At 61.6% G+C, this 23,153-nt stretch carries 21 protein-coding genes; 17 read left to right on the forward strand and 4 right to left on the reverse strand.

Going from position 1 to position 23,153, the window contains the following annotated elements; all coding sequences use genetic code 11:
• Positions 1-12: 12 nt before the first annotated feature.
• The 3 genes from FIV35_RS09375 to FIV35_RS09385 are packed head-to-tail and all read right to left on the reverse strand — an operon-like array spanning position 13 to position 2,338.
• The gene (locus FIV35_RS09375; protein WP_034100107.1) at positions 13-831 is read right to left on the reverse strand and encodes a segregation and condensation protein A; all 819 of its coding nucleotides are present in this window, start codon (positions 829-831) and stop codon (positions 13-15) included.
• Positions 832-1,461 (reverse strand): L-threonylcarbamoyladenylate synthase, encoded by a 630-nt coding sequence (locus tag FIV35_RS09380; RefSeq protein ID WP_034100108.1) that lies wholly within the window; start codon positions 1,459-1,461, stop codon positions 832-834.
• 13 nt (positions 1,462-1,474) lie between these two features.
• Positions 1,475-2,338: a PHP domain-containing protein gene (locus FIV35_RS09385; RefSeq protein ID WP_034100110.1), complete on the reverse strand. Its 864-nt coding sequence runs from the start codon at positions 2,336-2,338 to the stop codon at positions 1,475-1,477.
• Positions 2,339-2,425: 87 nt separating this feature from the next.
• Here FIV35_RS09385 and FIV35_RS09390 point away from each other — a divergent pair, with 87 nt between their 5' ends.
• The 7 genes from FIV35_RS09390 (at position 2,426) to FIV35_RS09420 (ending at position 7,925) form a co-directional block, all read left to right on the forward strand.
• The gene (locus tag FIV35_RS09390; RefSeq protein WP_034139112.1) at positions 2,426-3,022 is read left to right on the forward strand and encodes a septation protein A; all 597 of its coding nucleotides are present in this window, start codon (positions 2,426-2,428) and stop codon (positions 3,020-3,022) included.
• 1 nt (position 3,023) lies between these two features.
• Entirely contained in the window at positions 3,024-3,323 is a 300-nt protein-coding gene (locus tag FIV35_RS09395; RefSeq protein ID WP_034139113.1) for a YciI family protein, read from the forward strand.
• Between the two features lie 107 nt (positions 3,324-3,430).
• Positions 3,431-3,838: an SH3 domain-containing protein gene (locus FIV35_RS09400; protein WP_034100116.1), complete on the forward strand. Its 408-nt coding sequence runs from the start codon at positions 3,431-3,433 to the stop codon at positions 3,836-3,838.
• A gap of 7 nt (positions 3,839-3,845) precedes the next feature.
• Positions 3,846-4,523, forward strand: coding sequence for a response regulator transcription factor (locus FIV35_RS09405; RefSeq protein ID WP_034139114.1), 678 nt, complete (start codon positions 3,846-3,848; stop codon positions 4,521-4,523).
• A gap of 135 nt (positions 4,524-4,658) precedes the next feature.
• Positions 4,659-5,123, forward strand: a complete 465-nt coding sequence (locus FIV35_RS09410; protein WP_034100120.1) for an LTXXQ domain protein — start codon at positions 4,659-4,661, stop codon at positions 5,121-5,123.
• Positions 5,124-5,190: 67 nt separating this feature from the next.
• Positions 5,191-6,537, forward strand: a complete 1,347-nt coding sequence (locus tag FIV35_RS09415; RefSeq protein WP_034139115.1) for a sensor histidine kinase — start codon at positions 5,191-5,193, stop codon at positions 6,535-6,537.
• 38 nt (positions 6,538-6,575) lie between these two features.
• The gene (locus FIV35_RS09420) at positions 6,576-7,925 is read left to right on the forward strand and encodes a CoA transferase (RefSeq protein WP_034139116.1); all 1,350 of its coding nucleotides are present in this window, start codon (positions 6,576-6,578) and stop codon (positions 7,923-7,925) included.
• 51 nt (positions 7,926-7,976) lie between these two features.
• Here FIV35_RS09420 and arcD (FIV35_RS09425) read toward each other — a convergent pair whose 3' ends face one another.
• Positions 7,977-9,404, reverse strand: a complete 1,428-nt coding sequence (gene arcD, locus FIV35_RS09425) for an arginine-ornithine antiporter (protein ID WP_034139117.1) — start codon at positions 9,402-9,404, stop codon at positions 7,977-7,979.
• Between the two features lie 445 nt (positions 9,405-9,849).
• Between arcD (FIV35_RS09425) and arcD (FIV35_RS09430) the strand changes: the two genes are divergently transcribed.
• The 10 genes from arcD (FIV35_RS09430) to gcvT all read left to right on the forward strand — a co-directional run bounded on the left by arcD (FIV35_RS09430) (position 9,850) and on the right by gcvT (position 23,048).
• Complete coding sequence (gene arcD, locus FIV35_RS09430; protein ID WP_034139118.1) at positions 9,850-11,277, forward strand: arginine-ornithine antiporter; 1,428 nt, start codon at positions 9,850-9,852, stop codon at positions 11,275-11,277.
• A 24-nt stretch (positions 11,278-11,301) separates the two neighbouring features.
• The gene (gene arcA, locus FIV35_RS09435; RefSeq protein ID WP_034139119.1) at positions 11,302-12,558 is read left to right on the forward strand and encodes an arginine deiminase; all 1,257 of its coding nucleotides are present in this window, start codon (positions 11,302-11,304) and stop codon (positions 12,556-12,558) included.
• A gap of 69 nt (positions 12,559-12,627) precedes the next feature.
• Positions 12,628-13,638, forward strand: a complete 1,011-nt coding sequence (locus tag FIV35_RS09440) for an ornithine carbamoyltransferase (RefSeq protein WP_034100131.1) — start codon at positions 12,628-12,630, stop codon at positions 13,636-13,638.
• An 88-nt stretch (positions 13,639-13,726) separates the two neighbouring features.
• Positions 13,727-14,656, forward strand: coding sequence for a carbamate kinase (gene arcC / locus FIV35_RS09445; protein WP_034139120.1), 930 nt, complete (start codon positions 13,727-13,729; stop codon positions 14,654-14,656).
• 18 nt (positions 14,657-14,674) lie between these two features.
• On the forward strand, positions 14,675-15,037 hold the full coding sequence (locus tag FIV35_RS09450; protein ID WP_034139121.1) for a DUF5064 family protein: 363 nt from the start codon (positions 14,675-14,677) through the stop codon (positions 15,035-15,037).
• Positions 15,038-15,223: 186 nt separating this feature from the next.
• Positions 15,224-16,732, forward strand: coding sequence for a sigma-54-dependent transcriptional regulator (locus tag FIV35_RS09455; RefSeq protein WP_034139122.1), 1,509 nt, complete (start codon positions 15,224-15,226; stop codon positions 16,730-16,732).
• A gap of 424 nt (positions 16,733-17,156) precedes the next feature.
• Positions 17,157-17,540: a glycine cleavage system protein GcvH gene (gene gcvH, locus FIV35_RS09460; protein ID WP_034139123.1), complete on the forward strand. Its 384-nt coding sequence runs from the start codon at positions 17,157-17,159 to the stop codon at positions 17,538-17,540.
• A 10-nt stretch (positions 17,541-17,550) separates the two neighbouring features.
• Complete coding sequence (gcvP, locus tag FIV35_RS09465; protein WP_034139124.1) at positions 17,551-20,391, forward strand: aminomethyl-transferring glycine dehydrogenase; 2,841 nt, start codon at positions 17,551-17,553, stop codon at positions 20,389-20,391.
• A gap of 115 nt (positions 20,392-20,506) precedes the next feature.
• Positions 20,507-21,883, forward strand: coding sequence for an L-serine ammonia-lyase (locus tag FIV35_RS09470; protein WP_034139125.1), 1,377 nt, complete (start codon positions 20,507-20,509; stop codon positions 21,881-21,883).
• 40 nt (positions 21,884-21,923) lie between these two features.
• Positions 21,924-23,048: a glycine cleavage system aminomethyltransferase GcvT gene (gcvT, locus tag FIV35_RS09475; RefSeq protein WP_034139126.1), complete on the forward strand. Its 1,125-nt coding sequence runs from the start codon at positions 21,924-21,926 to the stop codon at positions 23,046-23,048.
• The last annotated feature ends 105 nt before the right edge of the window (positions 23,049-23,153 follow it).

The following is a 23,153-nucleotide window of genomic DNA, read 5'->3' on the forward strand; positions in this document are numbered from 1 at the left end:
GGTGTCAGCTCTTTATTCGGCTCGCGCCCGCACGTGGATAGCCGCAAAAGGCTCATTCTGGACCAGCTCGACCAAGGATTCCTTGACCAGTTCGAGGATCGCCATAAACGTCACCACCACACCCAGGCGCCCTTCTTCGGCGGTGAACAGCTCGACAAACGGCACAAACCCGCCACCCTTGAGGCGCTCCAGCACATCGCTCATGCGCTCGCGGGTGGACAGCGCTTCGCGGCTGACCTGGTGGCTTTCAAACATATCGCCCCGGCGCAGCACCTCGGCCATGGACATCAGCAATTCTTCCAGGCTCACGTCCGGCAGCAACTTGCGCGCGCGGGCCTCGGGGGCGTCGAGCTTGGGCACCACCACATCACGACCGACGCGGCTCAAGCCGTCGATGCCCTCGGCGGCGGCCTTGAAGCGCTCGTACTCCTGCAGGCGTCGGATCAGTTCGGCGCGCGGGTCATCCTCTTCGGCCTCCACCGTCTCCGAGCGCGGCAACAGCATGCGCGATTTGATCTCGGCGAGCATGGCCGCCATCACCAGATACTCGGCGGCCAGCTCCAGACGCACCGACTGCATCAGCTCGACATAGCCCATGTACTGGCGGGTGATTTCCGCCACGGGGATGTCGAGGATATTGATGTTCTGTTTGCGGATCAGGTACAGCAACAAGTCCAGCGGGCCTTCGAACGCTTCCAGGAACACTTCCAGCGCATCCGGCGGGATGTACAGGTCCAGCGGCATTTCCATGACCGCCTGGCCGTAGACCATGGCGAACGGCAGTTCCTGCTGGGCGCCTGCCTGGGGATCGACGGATTCCACAGCCGACATTCAGGCCTCGGCCATAAAGGGCGCGGGGTCGCCGCAACCGACGCGGATCACTTCCGGCTCGCCATCGGCCAGATTGATCACGGTGGACGCCTTGGCGCCGCCGAAACCGCCGTCGATGATCAGGTCCACCTGTTTTTCCAAGAGCTGACGCATCTCGTACGGATCTTCCAGCGGCTCGGTCTCGCCGGGCATGATCAGCGACACACTCATCAGGGGCTCACCCAGCTCGGCCAACAGCGCCAGGGCAATCGGATGCTCCGGCACGCGCAGGCCGATGGTGCGCTTCTTGGGGTGCAGCAGCAGGCGCGGCACTTCGCGGGTGGCGTTGAGAATAAAGGTGTAAGGCCCCGGTGTGTGGGCCTTGAGCAGGCGGAAGGTGCCGGTATCGACCTTGGCGAACAGCCCCAATTGGGACAGGTCGCTGCAGATCAGCGCAAAGTTGTGTTTGTCGTCCAACTGACGCAAACGTCTGACCCGTTCGACCGCGCCTTTATCGCCGATCTGACAACCGATGGCGTAGGACGAATCGGTGGGGTAGATCACCACGCCGCCGGCGCGAATAATCTCCACGGCCTGTTTAATCAGGCGTGGCTGGGGGTTTTCCGGATGAATCTGGAAGAATTGACTCACGTGCTCTACCTGTTCAGACGGTGGCAATAATGGGGTCATGCTTGAATCGCCCCCACAAGAGCGGCAAATCCTCCGGGACCGGACGATACTCGCCGATCTCGGACCAGCCGCCTGGGCCATGAAAGTCACTGCCGGCACTGACCAGCAGACCAAATTCGCGGGCAAGAATCGCCAGACTGCCAACCTGCTCGGCGGGTTGATGCCCGTTGACCACTTCGATAGCGTGGCCTCCCGCTCCAATATAGTCGCCGATCAGCTTGCGACGTTTGCTGCGGGTGAAATCGTAATGCCAGGGATGCGCCAGGCTGACCCAGGCCCCGGAGGCCCGCAGGGTCTCGACGGTGTCCTCCAGGCTCGGCCAGTGTTGCTTGACGTCACCCAGCTTGCCGGCGCCCAGCCATTTGCGAAAGGCTTCGGCACGGTCCCGCACGAACCCTTGGCGCACCATCCAGTCGGCAAAATGCGGACGGGCCGGCGCGTTGCCGCTGTCGCCCAGCTCCTGCTGGATGGCCCGCGCACCCTCGAGGGCGTTGGGCATGCCTTTAAGGCCAAGCTTGCGGCTTATTTCTTCGGACCGCAGCCAACGCCCATCGTGCAAATCGGCGATGGCCCGGACCAGCGGCGCAGCATTCTGGTCGAAACCGTAGCCCAGTACATGAATAGTGGCGCCGCCCCAGGTGCAGGACAACTCCACACCGTTGACCAGCTGCATGCCCAGCGCCTGGGCCGCCGCGCGGGCTTCGTCCAGGCCTTCGAGGGTGTCGTGGTCGGTCAACGCCAGGACTCGCACGCCGTGTTCAAACGCTCGCGCAACCAGTGCCGCGGGCGCCAGGGCGCCGTCGGAGGCTGTGCTGTGGCAGTGCAAATCAACATTCACGGGGGGTTGTAACCTCAAGTCAGCTGGCGCTTTCGCTACCAAGGATGTTTGTTATTATGCCGACACATCCAGCTTCTGGCTCTTACTGTGAAACAATTCATCGACTTCATCCCGCTGTTGCTGTTTTTCATCGTTTACAAACTCGACCCCAGGGTCATCGATATCGCCGGCCATGAGCTGACCGTCGGAGGCATCTACAGCGCCACCGCAGTGCTGATCATCAGCTCTATCGTGGTCTATGGCGCCCTCTTCATCTCCCAGCGCAAACTGGAAAAAAGCCAATGGCTGACCCTGGTCGCGTGCCTGGTCTTCGGCAGCCTGACCCTGGCCTTCCACAGCGAAACCTTCCTTAAATGGAAAGCCCCGGTGGTGAACTGGCTGTTCGCCCTGGCGTTCATCGGTAGCCATTTCATCGGTGATCGCCTGTTGATCAAGCGGATCATGGGCCATGCGCTGACTTTGCCGGAGCCGGTCTGGACCCGCTTGAACGTGGCGTGGATCGCGTTTTTCCTGTTCTGCGGCGCTGCCAACCTGTTTGTGGCCTTTACCTTTCAAGACTACTGGGTCGACTTCAAAGTGTTCGGCAGCCTGGGCATGACCGTGTTGTTCCTGATCGGCCAAGGCATCTACCTGTCGCGCCACCTGCATGACACCGACCCCACCACGCCGAAGACCGAGGACTGACATGCTCTACGCCATCATTGCCACCGATGTTGCCCACTCCCTGGATAAGCGCATGTCCGTGCGCCCGGCGCACGTCGAACGCCTCAAGCAGCTGCAGGCCGAAGGCCGCATCGTGCTGGCCGGCCCGCACCCTGCCGTCGAGAGCGATGACCCGGGCGAGGCTGGTTTCACCGGCAGCCTGATCGTCGCCGAATTTCCATCCCTGGCTGACGCCAAAGCCTGGGCCGACGCCGATCCGTACGTGGCAGCAGGCGTCTACGCCAACGTGGTGATCAAACCGTTCAAGCAAGTCCTGCCTTAATCCGCAGGCGTGCCGAACCTATTGCGTTCGGCACACTCCTAATGGCTCATTATTCCCGGTAACCTGCCGACAACCTTCTGAATATTCGTGTGGAATCAGGAGTTCCGATGCGCTTACGTCAGTTGTGTCTGTTGGCAGTGTTAATGATCGGGGCTACGGCCCACGCTGAAGAACCCTCGAACACCGGCAGCTCCACGCCCCTGTCCTTGAGTGCCGGCGCCCAGATCACCGAGTTGCAGCAACGCTTGAAAGACAGCGAACGGCAACGTGAAGAACTGAGCAAGCAACTGCAAAGCGCGGATGCGACCCGTGAGAGCGCCCAATTGAGTCGCCTTCGCCAAGAGAACCAACGCCTGGCCCAGCAACTCAAAGACGCACAGGGCGGCGGCTTGACCCGATGGCTGACTGAGCAACAGCAGTGGTTCGTCACCGGTGGCGCCGTTGCTTTGATTGCCCTGTTGTGTGGGATCTTCGCCAGCGGGGGGCACCGTCGCCGTCGACAATGGCTAAATTGAGTGAGTCATGAGCGAGCTGTTACTGATAGATGATGACCAGGAGCTCTGCGAGCTGCTGACCAGTTGGTTGAGCCAGGAAGGTTTCCAGGTGCGTGCCTGTCACGATGGCCTGAGTGCGCGCAAGGCCTTGGCCGACAGCGCCCCCGCCGCCGTGGTGCTGGACGTGATGCTGCCCGACGGTAGCGGCCTGGAGTTACTCAAGCAGTTACGCACCGACCACCCGGAATTGCCCGTGCTGATGCTCTCGGCGCGCGGCGAACCGCTGGATCGCATCCTCGGCCTGGAGCTGGGCGCTGACGATTACCTGGCCAAACCTTGCGATCCTCGGGAATTGACCGCACGCCTGCGCGCCGTGCTGCGCCGTAGTCACCCGACGGCCGTGTCGACCCAGCTCGAACTGGGAGATCTGTGTTTCAGCCCGGTGCGCGGCGTGGTCAGCATCGATGAACAGGAATTTACCCTTACCGTCTCCGAAAGCCGCCTGCTCGAAGCCCTGCTGCGCCAGCCCGGCGAGCCGTTGGACAAACAGGAACTGGCGCAGATCGCCCTGGGTCGCAAGCTGACCCTATACGACCGTAGCTTGGATATGCACGTCAGCAACCTGCGCAAAAAGATCGGCCCCCACCCCGATGGCCGGCCCCGGATCGTGGCGCTGCGTAGTCGTGGCTATTACTACAGCCTCTGACCTGGCTGCCGGGTTTTGTCAGCGCCGGACAAAACCCTCTTTACCGAAGCTTTACTCACACCTGACCGCCGCTGACCTTGATCTCCGTAACCTACTCACATCCGGACTCACCGGAATAGAGACAGGAGAATCACCATGCGCAAGACCCTTATCGCTTTGATGTTCGCCGCAGCCCTGCCCACCGTCGCCATGGCCATGCCAGAAGGCCCGACCCCAGGCCCAATGGGCGGCCCTGAAGGCCATATGATGGGTGGCCCAGGTCACGGCGAACACGGTCCGCGCGGCAAAGGCGGCCCGTTCAGCCAACTGGACCTGAGCAAAGAACAGCGCGAGCAGATCGGCAAACTGATGGGCGACCAATGGCACGCTCGCAAGGATCTGGTCAAAAAGTACCTGGACAAACTGCCGCCTGCCGAGCAGAAAGCCATGCAGGATGAAATCGCCGCCGGCCGCCAGAAAACCCAGGCGGATATCCGCGCAGTACTTAAGCCGGACCAGCAGAAGAAGTACGACGAGATCGTCAAGAAGCAAGCCGAGCGTCGTGCCGAGTGGCAGCAGTTCCAGGCGTGGAAAGCCCAACAGCCGCAAAAAGCGCAATAATGCGTCCGCGTTAATCCCCCAGCCCAGTGGCCAAAGCCACTGGGCTTTTCCTGTTTGAGGGTGTCCTGTGCGTTCATTGTTCTGGCGAATCCTGGCAAGTTTCTGGCTAGCCATCGCCCTGGTTGCCGGCTTGTCGATCCTGCTGGGGCATATGCTCAATCAAGATGCGTGGATTCTGAGTCGCCATCCCGGCCTGAGTAACCTGGCTCAAGAGTGGACCCAACTCTACGAAGCCCAGGGCGAGGACGCGGCTCAAGACTTGCTGCAACAGCGCAAGCGTCAGTACCACATTGACGTCCAAGTGCTGAATGAAAGCGGTGAACCTGTGGTGCGCGGCACCTTCCCACGCCGTGCGGCCGCGTTCGAAGCGCGCCAGAACGACAACAAGGACAGCCACCTGCCCTGGCGCCGGCTGACCGCCGAATACACCAGCGAAAAAACCGGCGACACCTACCTGCTGATCTATCGCATCCCCCATCCGGAACTCGATGCCTGGCACCGCAGCAGCCTGGCCTGGCCCTTGAGCGCGCTGGCTATCGCCCTGGTGGTGCTGACGCTGTTCAGCCTGTTCGTCACCTTGTCCATCACCCGCCCGCTCAGCCGCCTGCGCGGCGCAGTGCATGACCTGGGCCAGGCCACCTACCAGCAGAACAGTCTGGCGCGCCTGGCCAATCGGCGTGACGAGTTCGGCGTACTGGCTACCGACTTCAACCGCATGGGCGCCCGCCTGCAAAGCTTGATCGGCAGCCAGCGCCAGTTGCTGCGCGACGTGTCCCACGAACTGCGCTCGCCCCTGGCGCGTCTGCGCATCGCTCTAGCCCTGGCCGAACGCGCCAGCCCCGATGAACGGGAACGACTCTGGCCACGCCTGACCCGCGAATGCGACCGTCTGGAGGCGCTGATCAGCGAGATCTTGGTACTGGCCCGCGTTGACGCCGACAACGCCAGCGCTGAGGAGGTGGACCTCAAGCCCTTGCTCAAAACCTTGCAAAAAGATGCACAACTCAGCGCGCCGGACCAAGTGGTGAACCTGAGCGCCGACACCGACCTGCACCTCAAGGGCTGGCCGACCATGATCGAACGGGCGGTGGATAACCTGTTGCGCAATGCCCAGCGCTTCAACCCAACGGACCAGCCCATCGAGTTGCAAGCCCAACGTCAGGGTGAACGCATTGTGATCAGCGTGCGCGACCACGGCCCCGGCGTCGATGCCGAACACTTGAGCCAACTGGGCGAGCCGTTTTACCGCGCGCCGGGCCAGACCGCCCAAGGTCACGGCCTGGGCCTGGCGATTGCCCGGCGCGCAGCGGAACGCCACGGCGGCAGCCTAAGCCTGGCCAACCATCCAAGTGGCGGCTTTATCGCCAGCCTCGACCTGCCGTTGCAACCTGGGGTTGTCACTCCCGGCGGCTGATCTTCTATAGTGGCCCTTCTCAAAAAGGAGGGCTTTTGATGACTGATCTGCTGACTCCCATCCAAGCCGCACTCGATCTGCCGCAAACACCGCTGCCCCTGACGGCTGCCGGCGCCCTGCCCTCGGCCTTTGCCGTGACCGATCTGGCCTGCGCAAGCATCGGCGCCGCCGGCCAGGCCGTGGCTGAGCTGATCCGGCAACAGACCGAACGCTTGCCCGCCGTCAGCGTGGACCGACGTTTGGCGTCCTGGTGGTTCTCCTCCTCGATCCGCCCGCTGGGCTGGCAAGTGCCGCCGCTGTGGGACCCGGTGGCCGGCGACTACGCCAGCGCCGACGGTTGGATTCGCCTGCACACCAACGCCCCCCATCACCGCGCCGCCGCCGAGCAGGTGCTGGGTAAAGTCCGTGATCGCACCGAGATGGCCAACAAAGTCACGGCGTGGAAGGCCGCCGACCTGGAACAGGCGGTTGTGGAGGCCGGCGGTTGTGCCGCGCAGATGCGTGCTTGGCCGGCCTGGCAGCAACATCCCCAAGGCCTGGCAGTGAATGCCGAGGCCCTCGTGCAGCGCCAGACCTTCACAACCACCGTCAACAAACCCTGGACTGGCTCGGTGGCACGGCCACTGGCCGGGCTCAGGGTGCTGGACCTGACCCGCGTGCTGGCTGGCCCCGTGGCCAGTCGTTTTCTGGCCGGGCTGGGCGCGGATGTGCTGCGCATCGACTCGCCGACCTGGGACGAGCCGGGGGTGGTGCCGGAAATGACCCTGGGCAAACGCTGCGCGCGGCTGGATTTGAAAACCCGGGAAGGCCGGCAGCGGTTCGAAGCCTTGCTCAAGGACGCCGACCTTCTGTTCCACGGTTATCGCGCCGACGCCCTTGAACACTTGGGCTATAACGCCGAGGGCTTGCAACGCATCGCCCCCGGTCTGATCGACGTCAGCCTCAATGCCTACGGCTGGAGCGGCCCATGGCGCAACCGCAGAGGGTTCGACAGCCTGGTGCAAATGAGCAGCGGCATCGCCGAGGCGGGCATGGCCTGGCAGCAGGCCGACAAACCGGTGCCGCTTCCCTTGCAGGCGCTGGACCATGCCACCGGTTACCTGATGGCCGCCAGCGCGCTACAAGCCTTGAGCGAACGCTTGAAGTCCGGCCGGGGTGGATCGGCGCGCTTGTCCCTGGCGCGCACGGCGAAACTGTTGGTAGACGCCGGGCAGGCGCCGCAACAACCGGCGCTGAGGCCAGAGGAGCCTGACGATCAAGGGTTGCTGGTCGAACAAACCGCCTGGGGCCCGGCGCATCGGCTGCTGCCCCCCGTCAGTATCAACGGCACACCGTTGCAGTGGGATCTGCCGGCCGGAGAACTGGGTTCACATCGGCCACAGTGGTGATCGTCTGCCCTTGTCGAGATGCCGATAAGGGCTGCGCCGCGCTCCTCACTGTCACAACGACAGTACCCCGCTGTATAACCCATAGGCTGCCAGCCCCGCGCCGGCAATCACGCAGCTGAAAATGCCTTTTTCCACATGGGTGAACAACGGCAGGCCCTGTTCGCGCTTGGCCAGGGCGAACAGGATCACACCCGGCGCATACAGCAGCGCCGATAAGAGCAAGTACTTCAACCCGCCGGCGTACAGCAGCCACACCGCGTAGCCGAGGGCGACCAGGCCGATAAGCAAGTCTTTGAGACGCTGACGGTGGGCGCCTTCGTAGGTCTCGCCGCGCCCGCTCAACAACACCGCATACGCCGCCGACCACAGGTAAGGCACCAGAATCATTGAAGACGCCAAGTAGATCAGCTTGGTGTAGGTGCTGTGGGAAAACAGGGTGATCACCAGGAACGCCTGGATCATCAGATTGGTCAGCCACAGCGCGTTGACCGGCACCTGGTTGGCGTTTTCCTTTTTGAGGAAGGCTGGCATGGTCTTGTCATGGGCGGTGGCGTAGAGAATCTCCGCGCACAACAAAGCCCACGACAGCAACGCACCGAGCAGCGACACCGCCAGCCCGACGCTGATCAACAGCGCCCCCCACGGCCCGACGATACGCTCCAGTACGCCGGCCAGCGACGGGTTTTGCAGCCCCGCCAACTCCGGCCGGCTCATGACCCCCAAGGACAACACATTCACCAGCACCAGCAACGCCAACACGCCGAGAAAGCCGATCACCGTGGCCCGGCCGACGTCAGAGCGCTTCTCGGCCCGCGCTGAATACACGCTGGCGCCTTCGATGCCAATAAACACAAACACGGTGACCAGCATCATGTTGCGCACCTGCTCCACCACCCCGCCGATCTGCGGGTTGCCCAGGCCCCAGATATCCCGGGTGAACACGTCGGCCTTGAATGCCACGGCGGCAATCACGATAAACATCAGCAGCGGTACGATTTTCGCGACGGTGGTGATCTGGTTGATAAACGCCGCCTCCTTGATCCCACGCAGCACCAGAAAGTGCACAGCCCACAGCAACAATGAGGCACAGCCGATGGCCACCGGGGTATTGCCCTGGCCAAAGACCGGGAAAAAGTAACCGAGGGTGCTGAACAGCAGCACGAAGTAACCGACGTTGCCCAGCCACGCACTGATCCAGTAACCCCAGGCCGATGAGAAGCCCATGTAGTCGCCGAAGCCGGCCTTGGCGTAGGCATACACCCCGGAATCCAACTCGGGTTTGCGGTTGGCCAGGGTCTGGAACACAAAGGCCAGAGTCAGCATGCCTACGGCAGTGATCGCCCAACCGATCAATACGGCGCCGACTTCGGCGCGTGCGGCCATGTTCTGGGGCAACGAGAAAATCCCCCCACCGATCATAGACCCCACCACCAAAGCGATCAGGCCACTGAGGCGAAGCTTCTGGGTTGTTTGAGACATGAGTACTCCTGACTGTAACCACTTGAGCCAACAACTGTGCACTCAACTTATTTAATCGCTCGAGTGTAACGCTTATTACCGAGCGTAATTTAACCGCGATGCTCATAACGCAAAGGCATGACAGTTAATAGAGTTTAGGCTTATTTAGAATTTAAATACGACTGGCCACACCAGGTATTGCTGGTTAGTTCGCAGGCGGCTCTGAAAAAGTTTGCACATTCAGGAATCCCGTCTAGCTTCAAACGTTCATATATTGCAACAAATGATTAACCACACGAACAAAGCGCTCTAGAAAGCGCTTTTGCGGGGCAAACCAAGGTTTATCGGTTTGCCTTTAAGTCATTAATTCACAATGGAATGTGCCAATGAAGTGATCTGAGTCAGCTGTTTGATTAGCACACGGAATTATTCTGTGGTCTCTCTTCTCCTGCATTGGAGTTATGCAATGTCTGAATCTCCCGGAAAACTTCGATTAGGCGCTCTGGTTGCACTTGTCGTCGGCTCGATGATCGGCGGCGGCATTTTCTCACTACCGCAAAACATGGCCGCCAGCGCCGATGTCGGTGCGGTATTGATCGGTTGGGTCATTACGGCCATCGGCATGCTGACCCTCGCGTTCGTGTTCCAGACCCTGGCCAACCGCAAGCCCGACCTCGACGGCGGTGTGTACGCCTACGCCAAGGCCGGTTTCGGCGACTACATGGGTTTCTCCTCAGCCTGGGGTTATTGGATCAGTGCCTGGCTGGGCAACGTCGGTTACTTCGTGCTGCTGTTCAGCACCCTCGGTTACTTCTTTCCAATCTTTGGCGAAGGCAACACCCCGGCTGCGGTAATCGGCGCCTCGGTGCTGTTGTGGGCCGTGCACTTTCTGGTGCTGCGCGGGATCAAGGAAGCGGCGTTCATCAACCTGGTGACAACCGTCGCCAAAGTGGTGCCGCTGGTGTTGTTCGTGCTGATCGCCCTGTTCGCGTTCAAGCTGGACATCTTCACCGCTGACATCTGGGGCGTGAAAAACCCGGACCTGGGCAGCGTGATGAACCAAGTGCGCAATATGATGCTGGTCACCGTATGGGTGTTCATCGGCATCGAAGGCGCAAGCATCTTCTCGGCCCGTGCGGAAAAACGCACCGATGTGGGCAAGGCCACAGTGATCGGGTTTATCACCGTGCTGCTGTTCCTGATGCTGGTCAACGTGTTGTCCCTGGGCATCATGACCCAACCGGAACTGGCCAAGTTGCAGAACCCATCGATGGCTGCCGTGCTGGAGCACGTGGTGGGCCACTGGGGCGCGGTGTTGATCAGTGTCGGCTTGATCATCTCGCTGTTGGGGGCCTTGCTGTCGTGGGTGCTGCTGTGTGCGGAGATCATGTTCGCCGCCGCCAAGGACCACACCATGCCGGAGTTCCTGCGCAAGGAAAACGCCAACCACGTACCGGCCAACGCCCTGTGGCTGACCAACGCGATGGTGCAACTGTTCTTGATCATCACTTTGTTCTCGGCCAGTACTTACCTGTCGCTGATCTACCTCGCCACCTCGATGATTCTGGTGCCCTACCTGTGGTCGGCCGCTTATGCCGTGCTGCTGGCGGTGCGCGGCGAGACTTACGAAACCGCCCTGGCCGAGCGCAAGAAAGACCTGTTTATCGGTGCCATCGCGCTGATCTACGCGATCTGGCTGCTCTACGCCGGCGGCACCAAATACCTGCTGCTGTCCGCCCTGCTCTATGCACCCGGCGCGATTCTGTTCGCCAAGGCCAAGCATGAACTGGGCAAACCGATTTTCACCAACGTCGAGAAGCTGATTTTCGCCGCGGTAGTCATTGGCGCCCTGGTGGCGGCCTATGGACTCTACGACGGCTTCCTGACCTTGTAATTGTGTCCCACTGGAGGATCTGAAATGACCACGGAAAAAGTGAAGTACGGCGTCCACTCCGAAGCCGGCAAACTGCGCAAAGTCATGGTGTGCTCCCCAGGTTTGGCCCACCAGCGGCTGACCCCCAACAACTGCGATGAACTGCTGTTCGACGACGTGCTGTGGGTGGCCCAGGCCAAGCGCGACCATTTCGATTTCGTCACCAAGATGCGCGAGCGGGACATTGATGTGCTGGAAATGCACAACCTGCTGACCGATATCGTCGCGATGCCCGAAGCGCTGGACTGGATCCTGGCGCGCAAAATCACCGCCAACACGGTGGGCCTGGGCCTGGTCGAAGAGGTCAATTCCTGGCTGCGCAGCCTGGAGCCGCGCAAGATCGCCGAATTCCTGATCGGCGGCGTGTCCGCCGATGACCTGCCAAGCAGTTTCGGCGGCCGAACCATCGAGATGTTCCGCGACTTCCTCGGCCATTCCAGCTTCATTCTGCCGCCGTTGCCCAACACCCAGTTCACCCGCGACACCACTTGCTGGATCTACGGCGGCGTGACGCTCAACCCGATGTACTGGCCGGCGCGACGCCAGGAAACCTTGCTGACCAGCGCCATCTACAAATTCCATCCCGAGTTCACCAACGCCGACTTCCAGATCTGGTACGGCGACCCCGACCAGGAACACGGCGCCGCCACGTTGGAAGGCGGTGACGTGATGCCAATCGGCAACGGCGTGGTGTTGATCGGCATGGGCGAGCGTTCGTCCCACCAGGCCATCGGCCAACTGGCGCGCAACCTGTTCAAAAACAAAGCGGTGGAGCGGGTGATCGTGGCCGGCCTGCCGAAGTCCCGCGCCGCAATGCACCTGGACACCGTGTTCAGCTTCTGCGACCGCGACCTGGTCACCATTTTCCCCGAAGTGGTCAACCAGATCGTGCCGTTTACCCTGCGCCCCGACGAGAGCAAGCCCCACGGCATCGATATCCAACGGGAAACAACCAACTTCGTCGACACCGTGGCCGCGGCGCTCAACCTCAAGGCCCTGCGCGTGGTCGAGACCGGCGGCAACAGCTTCGCCGCCGAGCGCGAGCAGTGGGACGACGGCAACAACGTGGTGGCCGTGGAGCCGGGCGTGGTGATCGGCTACGACCGCAATACCTACACCAACACCCTGCTGCGCAAGGCCGGCGTGGAAGTCATCACCATCAGCGCCGGTGAACTGGGCCGCGGCCGTGGCGGCGGCCACTGCATGACCTGCCCGATCATCCGCGACCCAATCGACTACTAATTTTCAAGCCATGGCCGCCGCTCATAAGGCGTCGGCCATGGGGATAACCTAAACAGAAGGAGATCCATCATGGCTTTCAATATGCGCAACCGCAGTCTGCTGTCGCTGATGCACCACACCACCCGTGAGTTGCATTACTTGCTGGACCTGTCCCGCGACCTCAAACGCGCCAAGTACACCGGCACCGAGCGTCCGCACCTGCAAGGCAAGAACATTGCGCTGATTTTCGAAAAAACCTCCACCCGTACCCGCTGCGCGTTCGAAGTGGCGGCCCATGACCAGGGCGCCCACGTCACCTACATCGACCCGGTCTCGTCGCAGATCGGCCACAAAGAAAGCATGAAAGACACCGCGCGCGTGCTCGGCCGCATGTTCGACGCCATTGAGTACCGTGGCTTCGAACAGGAAATCGTCGAAGAGCTGGCCAAGTTCGCTGGCGTGCCGGTATTCAACGGCCTTACCGCCGAGTTCCACCCTACCCAGATGATCGCCGACACCCTGACCATGCGCGAACACAGCGACAAACCGCTGCATGACATCAGCTATGCCTACCTGGGCGACGCGCGTTACAACATGGGCAACTCGTTGCTGATGATCGGCGCCAAGCTCGGCATGGATGTGCGCATCGGCGCACCGAAGGCCTTGTGGCCGCACGAAGATTTCATCAAGCAGTGCCAGGCTTTCGCTGAAGAAAGTGGCGCTCGCATTACCATCACCGAAGACCCTAAAGAAGCCGTGAAAGGCGTGGACTTCATCCACACCGATATCTGGGTATCCATGGGCGAACCGGTGGAGGCATGGGATGAGCGCATCGAGCAACTGCTGCCGTACCAGGTCAACGCACAGATGATGAAAGCCTCGGGCAACCCTCGGGTGAAGTTCATGCACTGCCTGCCGGCGTTCCACAACAGCGAAACCAAGGTCGGCAAAGATATCGCCGCGCGCTACCCGAACCTGGCCAATGGTGTGGAGGTGACCGAAGAGGTGTTCGAGTCGCCGGCCAACATTGCCTTTGAGCAGGCGGAAAACCGCATGCACACCATCAAGGCGATTCTGGTATCGGCGCTGGCGGATATCTAAAGGCTACACGGGTTAAGTGTGGAGGGGCTTGGCCCCTCCCACATTTGGTCCTGTGTTCGCATCATCGAACTCTAGAAGGACATTCTTTATGCGCATCGTCGTAGCCCTGGGCGGCAACGCCCTGCTCCGCCGTGGTGAACCCATGACCGCGGACAACCAACGCGCCAACATCCGCATCGCCACCGAACAGATCGCCAAGATCCACCCTGGCAACGAACTGGTAATCGCCCACGGCAATGGTCCGCAGGTCGGCCTGTTGTCATTGCAGGCGGCGGCCTACACCAGCGTCTCGCCCTACCCGCTGGACGTGCTGGGCGCCGAGACCGAAGGCATGATCGGCTACATCATCGAACAGGAACTGGGCAACCTGCTGGACTTTGAAGTGCCGTTCGCCACCTTGCTCACCCAAGTGGAAGTGGACGCCAACGACCCAGCGTTCAAGCACCCCACCAAGCCCATCGGCCCGGTGTATTCCAAGGAAGAAGCGGAAAAACTCGCCGCTGAAAAAGGCTGGACGATTGCCCCGGACGGCGATAAATACCGCCGCGTGGTCGCAAGCCCACTGCCCAAACGCATCTTTGAAATTCGCCCGATCAAGTGGCTGCTGGAAAAAAGCGCCATCGTGATCTGCGCTGGCGGCGGCGGCATCCCAACAATGTACGGCGAAGACGGCAAGCTCAAGGGCATTGAAGCCGTGATCGACAAAGACCTGTGCTCGTCGCTGCTGGCCTCGCAACTGGACGCCGACTTGTTGGTGATTGCCACCGACGTCAACGCGGCCTTCATCGACTATGGCAAGCCCACGCAAAAGGCCATCGGCCAGGCCCATCCCGACGACATGGAAAAACTCGGCTTCGCCGCCGGCTCCATGGGGCCCAAGGTTCAGGCCGCCTGCGAGTTCGCCCGCCGCACTGGCAAAACCGCCGTGATCGGTTCACTCTCGGACATCGAAGCGATCGTCCAGGGCACCGCCGGCACACGCATCAGCACGGCAACACCTGGCATCACCTATCTGTGAAGTAGAGGAGATTCGCCTATGGCCACCTTTGAATCCGGTCACTTGCATATCGAGCGGCATGCGCTGAACAAGGGCGACTACAGCTACAACCTCTGTATCGACTATCAGGTTGAGCAGGACCCGAAGGAAGGCAAGGGCATGCAGTTCACGATCCATGGCTCGGTACAGGGCAATCAACTCAAGGAGACGTTTTTCCTGCCCAAGGACCAGGCATTCGACTTTGCCCGTCATGCGATGAATATCGCGCAGAAATACGGCATGCCCAAGGTCGCGGTATTGAACGGCTCGATGCACAAACAGTACGACCTGATGTTCGAGGATGTGCGGCAGCAGCTGGATGTGAAATCGGGCGATCCGGTCAAACCCGAACACCTGGCATAATCCGTTCACACTGACACACTACCGTTAAAACTGTGGGAGGGGGCTTGCCCCCGATAGCGGCGAATCAGCCACAGATACGTTGGCTGACACGTCGCGATCGGGGGCAAGCCCTCTCCCACAGTTTGATCTCTATCGCCTGCAAGGCATACTTGGCACCCTCCGCATCCCAGAACCCAACGCCATCCCATGCGTATCCACGTCAGCTTCATCGACCGCGTCGGCATCACCCAGGAAGTCCTGGCCCTGCTGGGTGGGCGCAATCTGAATCTGGATGCGGTGGAGATGGTGCCGCCCAACGTCTATATCGATGCACCGACGTTGAGCGCCGAAGTGCTGGAAGAATTGCGCGACGCCCTGTTCAGCGTGCACGGCGTGCAGGCGGTGACCGTAGTGGACATCCTCCCTGGCCAACGCCGTCACCTGCAATTGGATGCCCTGTTGGCCGCCATGACCGCCCCGGTGCTGGCCGTGGACAGTGCGGGCAAGATCCTGCTGGCCAATCCGGCGTTGATCGCGCTGTACGGCCGCGAACCGGCCGGCGAAAGCATCAGCGCGCTATTCAATGACCCGGCCTTGCTGGAAACCCTGCTGGAACAGGGCTTTCGCCTGCCGCTGCGCGAGATCAGCGTGAACGGCCAGACCTGGTTGCTCGACGCCACGCCGATCACCGATGCCGGCGCCCTGCTCACCCTCTACCAGCCCAACCGTATCGGCGAACAGCTGTCGGCCCTGCACCACGACCATGCAGAGGGCTTCGATGCGCTGCTTGGCGAGTCCCCGGTGATCCGCACCCTCAAGGCCCGCGCGCAAAGGGTGGCGGCGCTGGATGCACCGTTGCTGATCCAGGGTGAAACCGGCACCGGCAAAGAGCTGGTGGCCCGCGCCTGCCACGCCATCAGCGCACGCGCCAGTGCACCGTTCCTGGCCTTGAATTGCGCGGCGCTGCCGGAAAACCTCGCCGAGAGCGAGCTGTTCGGTTACGCACCGGGTGCCTTTACCGGCGCCCAACGCGGCGGCAAACCGGGCCTGATGGAACTGGCCAACCAGGGCACGGTGTTCCTGGATGAAATCGGCGAAATGTCGCCGTACCTGCAGGCCAAACTGCTGCGTTTTCTCAATGACGGCAGCTTCCGCCGGGTCGGCGGCGACCGTGAGGTGAAGGTCAACGTGCGCATCCTCAGCGCCACCCACCGCGACTTGGAAAAAATGGTCAGCGAAGGCACCTTCCGCGAAGACCTGTTTTACCGCCTCAATGTGCTCAACGTGGAAGTGCCGCCCCTGCGCGCGCGCGGCCAGGACATCCTGCTGCTGGCGCGCTACTTCATGCAGCAGGCCTGCGCGCAGATCCAGCGCCCGGTGTGCCGCCTGGCGCCAGGCACCTACCCGGCGCTGCTGGGCAACCGCTGGCCGGGCAACGTACGCCAATTGCAGAACGTGATCTTTCGTGCCGCAGCCATTTGCGAAAGCAGCCTGGTGGACATCGGCGACCTGGACATCGCCGGCACCTCGGTGGCGCGCCGGAGCGACGTGGAAATCGACAGCCTGGAACAGGCCGTGGAAGACTTCGAGCGCGACCTGTTGGAAAAGCTCTACACCAGCTACCCCTCGACTCGCCAACTGGCCAGCCGTCTGCACACCTCGCACACAGCCATCGCCCATCGATTGCGTAAGTACGGTATTCCCAACAAGCCCTGAACAGGTGGATGGGATTCGGCTGTGAAACACAGACATTGTGGGAGGGGGCTTGCCCCCGATGGCGGTGGGCCAGTCACAGGTTAGTTGGCTGATCGGTAGTCATCGGGGGCAAGCCCCCTCCCACATTGAATGCACTGCCAAGGTTTGGTCTGAGAACGACATCCACTGTACCGAAAGCGCTACAGCGTAACGATATCACTACAACCCTGCTTTTTGCGCGCCATGCAAGGCTTTGATCCACATAGGCTTTTTTTCAAGGGCCTAGCTGTATCGAAATCGCTACACCTCAGGCACTCCTCATACCGTCAATTTTTTATAACCCATTGATTTATATGATCTAAATAACATTGGCCGCGATTTTGCTAAGCAACTGCCACTGTTCCCATTCCGTCCACCAGACGAATTCTGGCCCTGAGGAGTTTGCATGAGCGAGTTGCGTTTTACTGAAGATCACGAATGGCTGCGCGCCGAAGCCGACGGCAGCGTCACCGTGGGCATCACCGCTTTCGCACAGAACGCACTGGGTGATGTGGTTTACGTGCAACTGCCAGAGCTGCAGGCCTACACCAAGGGCGACGAAGCCTCCACCGTGGAATCGGTCAAAGCCGCCAGCGGCGTGTACATGCCGTTGGACGGTGAAGTGCTGGAAGTGAACGACAAGCTCAGCGAAAGCCCGGAGCTGGTCAACGAAGACCCGATGGGCGATGGCTGGTTCTTCCGCTTTAAACCGGCCGATGCAAATGCAGTGACTACGCTGTTGGATCAGGACGCGTACGACCGCCTGATCAAAGCCAACGCCGAAGCCTGAGGAGCACGCCATGACCGTTAATCTGACCACCGCCAACGAATTCATCGCCCGCCATATCGGCCCGCGCCAGGCAGACGAGCAACACATGCTCGCCAGCCTGGGCTTTGACTCCCTGGAAGCCCTGAGCGCCAGCGTGATCCCGGAAAGCATCAAGGGCACCAGCGTGCTCGGCCTGGAAGACGGCCTGAGCGAAGCCGAGGCGCTGGCGCGGATCAAAGCCATCGCCAGCCAGAACCAACTGTTCAAGACCTACATCGGCCAGGGCTACTACAACTGCCACACGCCGGCACCGATCCTGCGCAACCTCCTGGAAAACCCGGCCTGGTATACCGCCTACACCCCTTACCAGCCGGAGATTTCCCAAGGCCGCCTGGAAGCGCTGTTGAACTTCCAGACCCTGATCAGCGACCTCACCGGCCTGCCGATCGCCAACGCATCCCTGCTCGACGAAGCCACCGCCGCCGCCGAGGCCATGACCTTCTGCAAACGCCTGAGCAAGAACAAAGGCAGCAATGCCTTCTTCGCCTCGATCCACAGCCACCCGCAGACCCTCGACGTGTTGCGCACCCGTGCCGAGCCATTGGGCATCGACGTGGTGGTGGGCGATGAGCGCGAACTGAGTGACTTCAGCCCATTCTTCGGCGCCCTGCTGCAATACCCGGCCAGCAATGGCGATGTGTTCGACTACCGCGAACTCACCGAGCGCTTCCATGCCGCCAACGCCCTGGTGGCCGTGGCCGCCGACTTGCTGGCCCTGACCCTGTTGACCCCACCGGGTGAATTCGGCGCCGACGTGGCCATCGGCAGCGCACAACGCTTCGGCGTGCCGCTGGGCTTCGGTGGCCCGCATGCGGCCTATTTCTCCACCAAGGATGCGTTCAAGCGCGATATGCCAGGCCGTCTGGTGGGCGTGTCCGTTGACCGTTTCGGCAAGCCGGCCCTGCGTTTGGCCATGCAGACCCGCGAGCAGCACATCCGCCGCGAGAAAGCCACGTCCAACATCTGCACCGCTCAAGTGCTGCTGGCCAACATCGCCAGCATGTACGCGGTGTACCACGGCCCCAAAGGCCTGACGCAGATCGCCCAACGCATTCACCAGTTGACCGCCATCCTCGCCAAAGGCCTGAGCGCGCTGGGCGTGAAGGTCGAGCAAACGCAGTTCTTCGATACCCTGACCCTCAACACCGGCGCCGCCACCGCTGCCCTGCACGACAAGGCCCGCGCCCAGCGCATCAACCTGCGCGTGGTCGACGCTGAGCGGGTTGGTCTGTCGGTCGATGAAACCACTACCCAGGCCGATATCCAGGCCCTGTGGGCGATCTTCGCCGACGGCAAGGCCCTGCCCGCTTTCGACGCCCAAGCCGACAGCTGCCTGCCGGCGGCGCTGCTGCGTCAATCGCCGATCCTCAGCCACCCAGTGTTCAACCGTTACCACTCCGAAACCGAGCTGATGCGCTACCTGCGCAAACTGGCCGACAAGGACCTGGCGCTGGACCGCACCATGATTCCGTTGGGCTCGTGCACCATGAAGCTCAACGCCGCCAGCGAAATGATCCCGGTGACCTGGGCCGAGTTCGGCGCCCTGCACCCGTTCGCCCCAACCGAACAAAGCGCCGGTTACCAGCAACTGACCGCCGACCTGGAAGCCATGCTCTGCGCGGCCACCGGTTATGACGCCATCTCCTTGCAACCGAACGCTGGTTCCCAAGGCGAATACGCCGGGCTGCTGGCGATCCGTGCTTACCACCAGAGCCGTGGCGAAGCCCGTCGCGATATCTGCCTGATCCCCTCGTCCGCCCACGGCACCAACCCAGCCACCGCCAACATGGCCGGCATGCGCGTGGTCGTCACCGCCTGCGACGCCCGTGGCAACGTGGACATCGAAGACCTGCGCGCCAAAGCGATCGAGCACCGCGAGCACCTGGCCGCGCTGATGATCACCTACCCGTCCACCCACGGCGTGTTCGAAGAAGGCATCCGCGAAATCTGCGGGATCATCCACGACAACGGCGGCCAGGTGTACATCGACGGCGCCAACATGAACGCCATGGTGGGCCTGTGCGCGCCGGGCAAGTTCGGCGGCGACGTGTCCCACCTGAACCTGCACAAGACCTTCTGCATCCCCCACGGCGGTGGCGGCCCAGGTGTTGGCCCGATTGGCGTCAAATCGCACCTCACGCCTTTCCTGCCGGGCCATGCGGCCATGGAGCGCAAGGAAGGCGCGGTGTGCGCGGCGCCATTCGGCAGCGCGAGCATCCTGCCGATCACTTGGATGTACATCAGCATGATGGGCGGCGCGGGCCTCAAGCGCGCGTCACAACTGGCGATCCTGAACGCCAACTACATTTCCCGTCGCCTCGAAGAGCACTACCCCGTGCTGTACACCGGCAGCAACGGCCTGGTGGCACACGAGTGCATCCTGGACCTGCGCCCGCTCAAGGACAGCAGCGGTATCAGCGTGGATGACGTGGCCAAGCGTCTGATCGACTTCGGCTTCCATGCCCCGACCATGTCGTTCCCGGTGGCGGGTACCCTGATGATCGAACCGACCGAAAGCGAATCCAAGGAAGAACTGGATCGCTTCTGCGACGCGATGATTGCCATCCGCGAAGAAATCCGCGCGGTGGAAAACGGCACCCTGGATAAAGACGACAACCCACTGAAAAACGCCCCGCACACCGCCGCCGAACTGGTGGGTGAATGGAGCCATCCGTACAGCCGTGAACAGGCGGTGTACCCGGTTGCATCGTTGATCGAAAGCAAGTACTGGCCGCCGGTGGGCCGGGTCGACAACGTGTTTGGCGATCGCAACCTGGTGTGTGCGTGCCCGTCGATCGAGCTTTATGCCTAAAGCAGTTGGAAGCGGCAAGCTACGAGCTGCAAGTTAAAAGCCGAATGGCTCTTTCTTGCCGCTTGTGGCTTGCCGCTTGCCGCTGCTCCTATAACAAGAAACCGGAGAACCACTCATGTCTTTAAGCGTGTTCGACCTGTTCAAGATTGGCATCGGCCCCTCCAGTTCCCATACCGTCGGCCCGATGCGCGCCGCCGCTCGATTCGTCGAGGGGCTCAAGCGTGACGCGCTGTTGAGCGCCACCACTCACGTCAAGGTGGAACTCTATGGCTCCCTCGGCGCCACCGGCAAAGGCCACGGCAGCGACAAAGCCGTGCTGCTGGGCCTGGAAGGCGAACACCCGGACACCGTGAACACCGAAACCGTGGCCACGCGCCTGGCGCAGATGCGCAGCGCCGGTCGCTTGAACCTGCTCGGCGAACACAGCATTGCGTTCAACGAGAAAGAACACCTGGCGATGATCCGCAAGCCCCTCGCCTATCATCCCAATGGCATGATCTTCCGCGCCTTCGACGCCGCCGGCCTGCAGATCCGCAGCCGCGAGTACTACTCAGTCGGCGGTGGCTTCGTGGTGGATGAAGGTGCCGCCGGCGCTGACCGGATTGTCGAAGACGCCACGCCCCTGACCTTTCCATTCAAGAGCGCCAAGGACCTGCTTGGGCATTGTGCGACGTACGGATTGTCCATCAGCCAAGTGATGCTGACTAACGAAAGCGCATGGCGTCCAGAGGCGGAAACCCGGGCCGGCCTGCTGAAAATCTGGCAGGTCATGCAGGACTGTGTCGACGCGGGCTGTCGTAACGAAGGCATTTTGCCCGGTGGTTTGAAGGTCAAGCGCCGCGCCGCGGCCCTGCATCGTCAACTGTGCAAAAACCCGGAATCGGCGTTGCGCGATCCCTTGTCGGTGCTTGATTGGGTCAACCTGTACGCCCTGGCGGTCAACGAAGAAAACGCCAACGGCGGGCGCGTGGTCACAGCGCCCACCAACGGTGCGGCCGGGATCATTCCGGCGGTGCTGCATTACTACATGCGCTTTATCCCAGGAGCGAACGAAGACGGCGTGGTGCGTTTTCTGCTCACCGCCGCCGCCATCGGCATTCTTTACAAGGAAAATGCGTCGATCTCCGGCGCCGAGGTGGGCTGTCAAGGTGAGGTCGGCGTGGCTTGCTCCATGGCCGCCGGCGCACTGTGTGAGGTGCTGGGCGGCAGCGTTTCGCAAGTGGAAAACGCCGCCGAGATCGGCATGGAGCACAACCTCGGCCTGACCTGCGACCCCATTGGCGGCCTGGTGCAAGTACCTTGCATCGAGCGCAACGCAATGGGCTCGGTGAAGGCGATCAACGCTGTGCGCATGGCCTTGCGTGGTGATGGGCAGCACTTCGTGTCCCTCGATAAGGTCATCCGCACCATGCGCCAGACCGGCGCCGATATGAAAAGCAAATACAAGGAAACCGCCCGTGGCGGTTTGGCGGTCAACATTATCGAGTGCTGACGCCTAAAGGCGCGCCAGCACGTTTTTTCAGGAGCTGAACATGTCCACCGAAACCCTATTGAAAACCCCGCTGCATGCCCTGCATATCGAGCTGGGCGCACGCATGGTGCCCTTCGCCGGGTACGACATGCCGGTGCAATACCCGCTCGGTGTCATGAAGGAGCATCAGCACACCCGTGATCAGGCCGGGTTGTTCGATGTGTCCCATATGGGTCAGATCCGTCTGAGTGGCGCCAATGCCGCCAAGGCCCTGGAAACCTTGGTGCCGGTCGACATCATCGACCTGCCGGTGGGCATGCAGCGCTACGCGATGTTCACCAACGATCAGGGCGGCATCCTCGATGACCTGATGGTGGCCAATCTGGGTAAGGATGAGCTGTTCCTGGTGGTCAATGCGGCCTGCAAGGATCAGGACCTGGCCCACCTGCGCCAACACATCGGTGATCAGTGCACCATCGAGCCGCTGTTCGAAGCGCGCGCCCTGTTGGCGCTGCAAGGCCCGGCAGCGGTGAAGGTGCTGGCGCGCCTGGCGCCGGAAGTGACCAAGATGACCTTTATGCAGTTCGCCGCCGTGCGCCTGCTGGGTGTGGATTGCTATGTCAGCCGCTCCGGCTACACCGGCGAGGACGGCTTTGAAATTTCCGTGCCCGCGGCCAGCGCTGAAAGCCTGGCCCGCAGCCTGCTGGCCGAAACCGAAGTACAACCCATCGGTCTGGGCGCCCGCGATTCCCTGCGTCTGGAAGCCGGCCTGTGCCTGTACGGTCATGACATGAACACGGAGACCACGCCTATCGAGGCCAGCCTGCTATGGGCCATTTCCAAGGCACGCCGCGCCGACGGTGCCCGCGCCGGTGGTTTCCCGGGGGCGGACCGGATCTTCACCCAGCAACAGACTGGCGTGAGCCGCAAGCGCGTGGGCTTGCTGCCCCAGGAACGCACGCCAGTACGTGAAGGCGCTGAGATCGTCGACGCACACGGCAGCGTGATTGGCAGCGTCTGCAGCGGCGGCTTCGGCCCAAGCCTGGGCGGCCCACTGGCCATGGGTTACCTCGACAGCGCCTTTACCGCTCTGGATACAGAAGTCTCTGCGTTGGTGCGTGGGAAAAAGGTGCCACTTCGTGTAAGTAAAATGCCATTTGTGCCACAGCGTTACTACCGTGGCTGATTGACTGTTCCTATAAGTAACGCGGTCGCGCCAAGGCGCACTAAACTGTAACGCGACCGCCATAAAACAGTGCATTTACGATAGTTAATATGACTGGCGGCTGCC

Origin of the sequence: Pseudomonas rhodesiae, from assembly GCF_007858255.1 — a bacterium.
Taxonomy (GTDB): Bacteria; Pseudomonadota; Gammaproteobacteria; order Pseudomonadales; family Pseudomonadaceae; genus Aquipseudomonas; species Aquipseudomonas rhodesiae.

What these genes read in the sequence shown, in the direction of transcription:
- FIV35_RS09400 (WP_034100116.1), top strand. Translation starts at nt 3,431, where the DNA reads ATGCGCTTACGTCAGTTGTGTCTGTTGGCAGTGTTAATGATCGGGGCT.
- arcD (WP_034139117.1), bottom strand. Translation starts at nt 9,404, where the DNA reads ATGTCTCAAACAACCCAGAAGCTTCGCCTCAGTGGCCTGATCGCTTTG.
- FIV35_RS09395 (WP_034139113.1), top strand. Translation starts at nt 3,024, where the DNA reads ATGCTCTACGCCATCATTGCCACCGATGTTGCCCACTCCCTGGATAAG.
- FIV35_RS09375 (WP_034100107.1), bottom strand. Translation starts at nt 831, where the DNA reads ATGTCGGCTGTGGAATCCGTCGATCCCCAGGCAGGCGCCCAGCAGGAA.
- FIV35_RS09410 (WP_034100120.1), top strand. Translation starts at nt 4,659, where the DNA reads ATGCGCAAGACCCTTATCGCTTTGATGTTCGCCGCAGCCCTGCCCACC.
- arcC (WP_034139120.1), top strand. Translation starts at nt 13,727, where the DNA reads ATGCGCATCGTCGTAGCCCTGGGCGGCAACGCCCTGCTCCGCCGTGGT.
- arcD (WP_034139118.1), top strand. Translation starts at nt 9,850, where the DNA reads ATGTCTGAATCTCCCGGAAAACTTCGATTAGGCGCTCTGGTTGCACTT.
- gcvH (WP_034139123.1), top strand. Translation starts at nt 17,157, where the DNA reads ATGAGCGAGTTGCGTTTTACTGAAGATCACGAATGGCTGCGCGCCGAA.
- FIV35_RS09450 (WP_034139121.1), top strand. Translation starts at nt 14,675, where the DNA reads ATGGCCACCTTTGAATCCGGTCACTTGCATATCGAGCGGCATGCGCTG.
- gcvT (WP_034139126.1), top strand. Translation starts at nt 21,924, where the DNA reads ATGTCCACCGAAACCCTATTGAAAACCCCGCTGCATGCCCTGCATATC.
- FIV35_RS09440 (WP_034100131.1), top strand. Translation starts at nt 12,628, where the DNA reads ATGGCTTTCAATATGCGCAACCGCAGTCTGCTGTCGCTGATGCACCAC.
- gcvP (WP_034139124.1), top strand. Translation starts at nt 17,551, where the DNA reads ATGACCGTTAATCTGACCACCGCCAACGAATTCATCGCCCGCCATATC.
- FIV35_RS09405 (WP_034139114.1), top strand. Translation starts at nt 3,846, where the DNA reads ATGAGCGAGCTGTTACTGATAGATGATGACCAGGAGCTCTGCGAGCTG.
- FIV35_RS09420 (WP_034139116.1), top strand. Translation starts at nt 6,576, where the DNA reads ATGACTGATCTGCTGACTCCCATCCAAGCCGCACTCGATCTGCCGCAA.
- FIV35_RS09470 (WP_034139125.1), top strand. Translation starts at nt 20,507, where the DNA reads ATGTCTTTAAGCGTGTTCGACCTGTTCAAGATTGGCATCGGCCCCTCC.
- FIV35_RS09455 (WP_034139122.1), top strand. Translation starts at nt 15,224, where the DNA reads ATGCGTATCCACGTCAGCTTCATCGACCGCGTCGGCATCACCCAGGAA.
- arcA (WP_034139119.1), top strand. Translation starts at nt 11,302, where the DNA reads ATGACCACGGAAAAAGTGAAGTACGGCGTCCACTCCGAAGCCGGCAAA.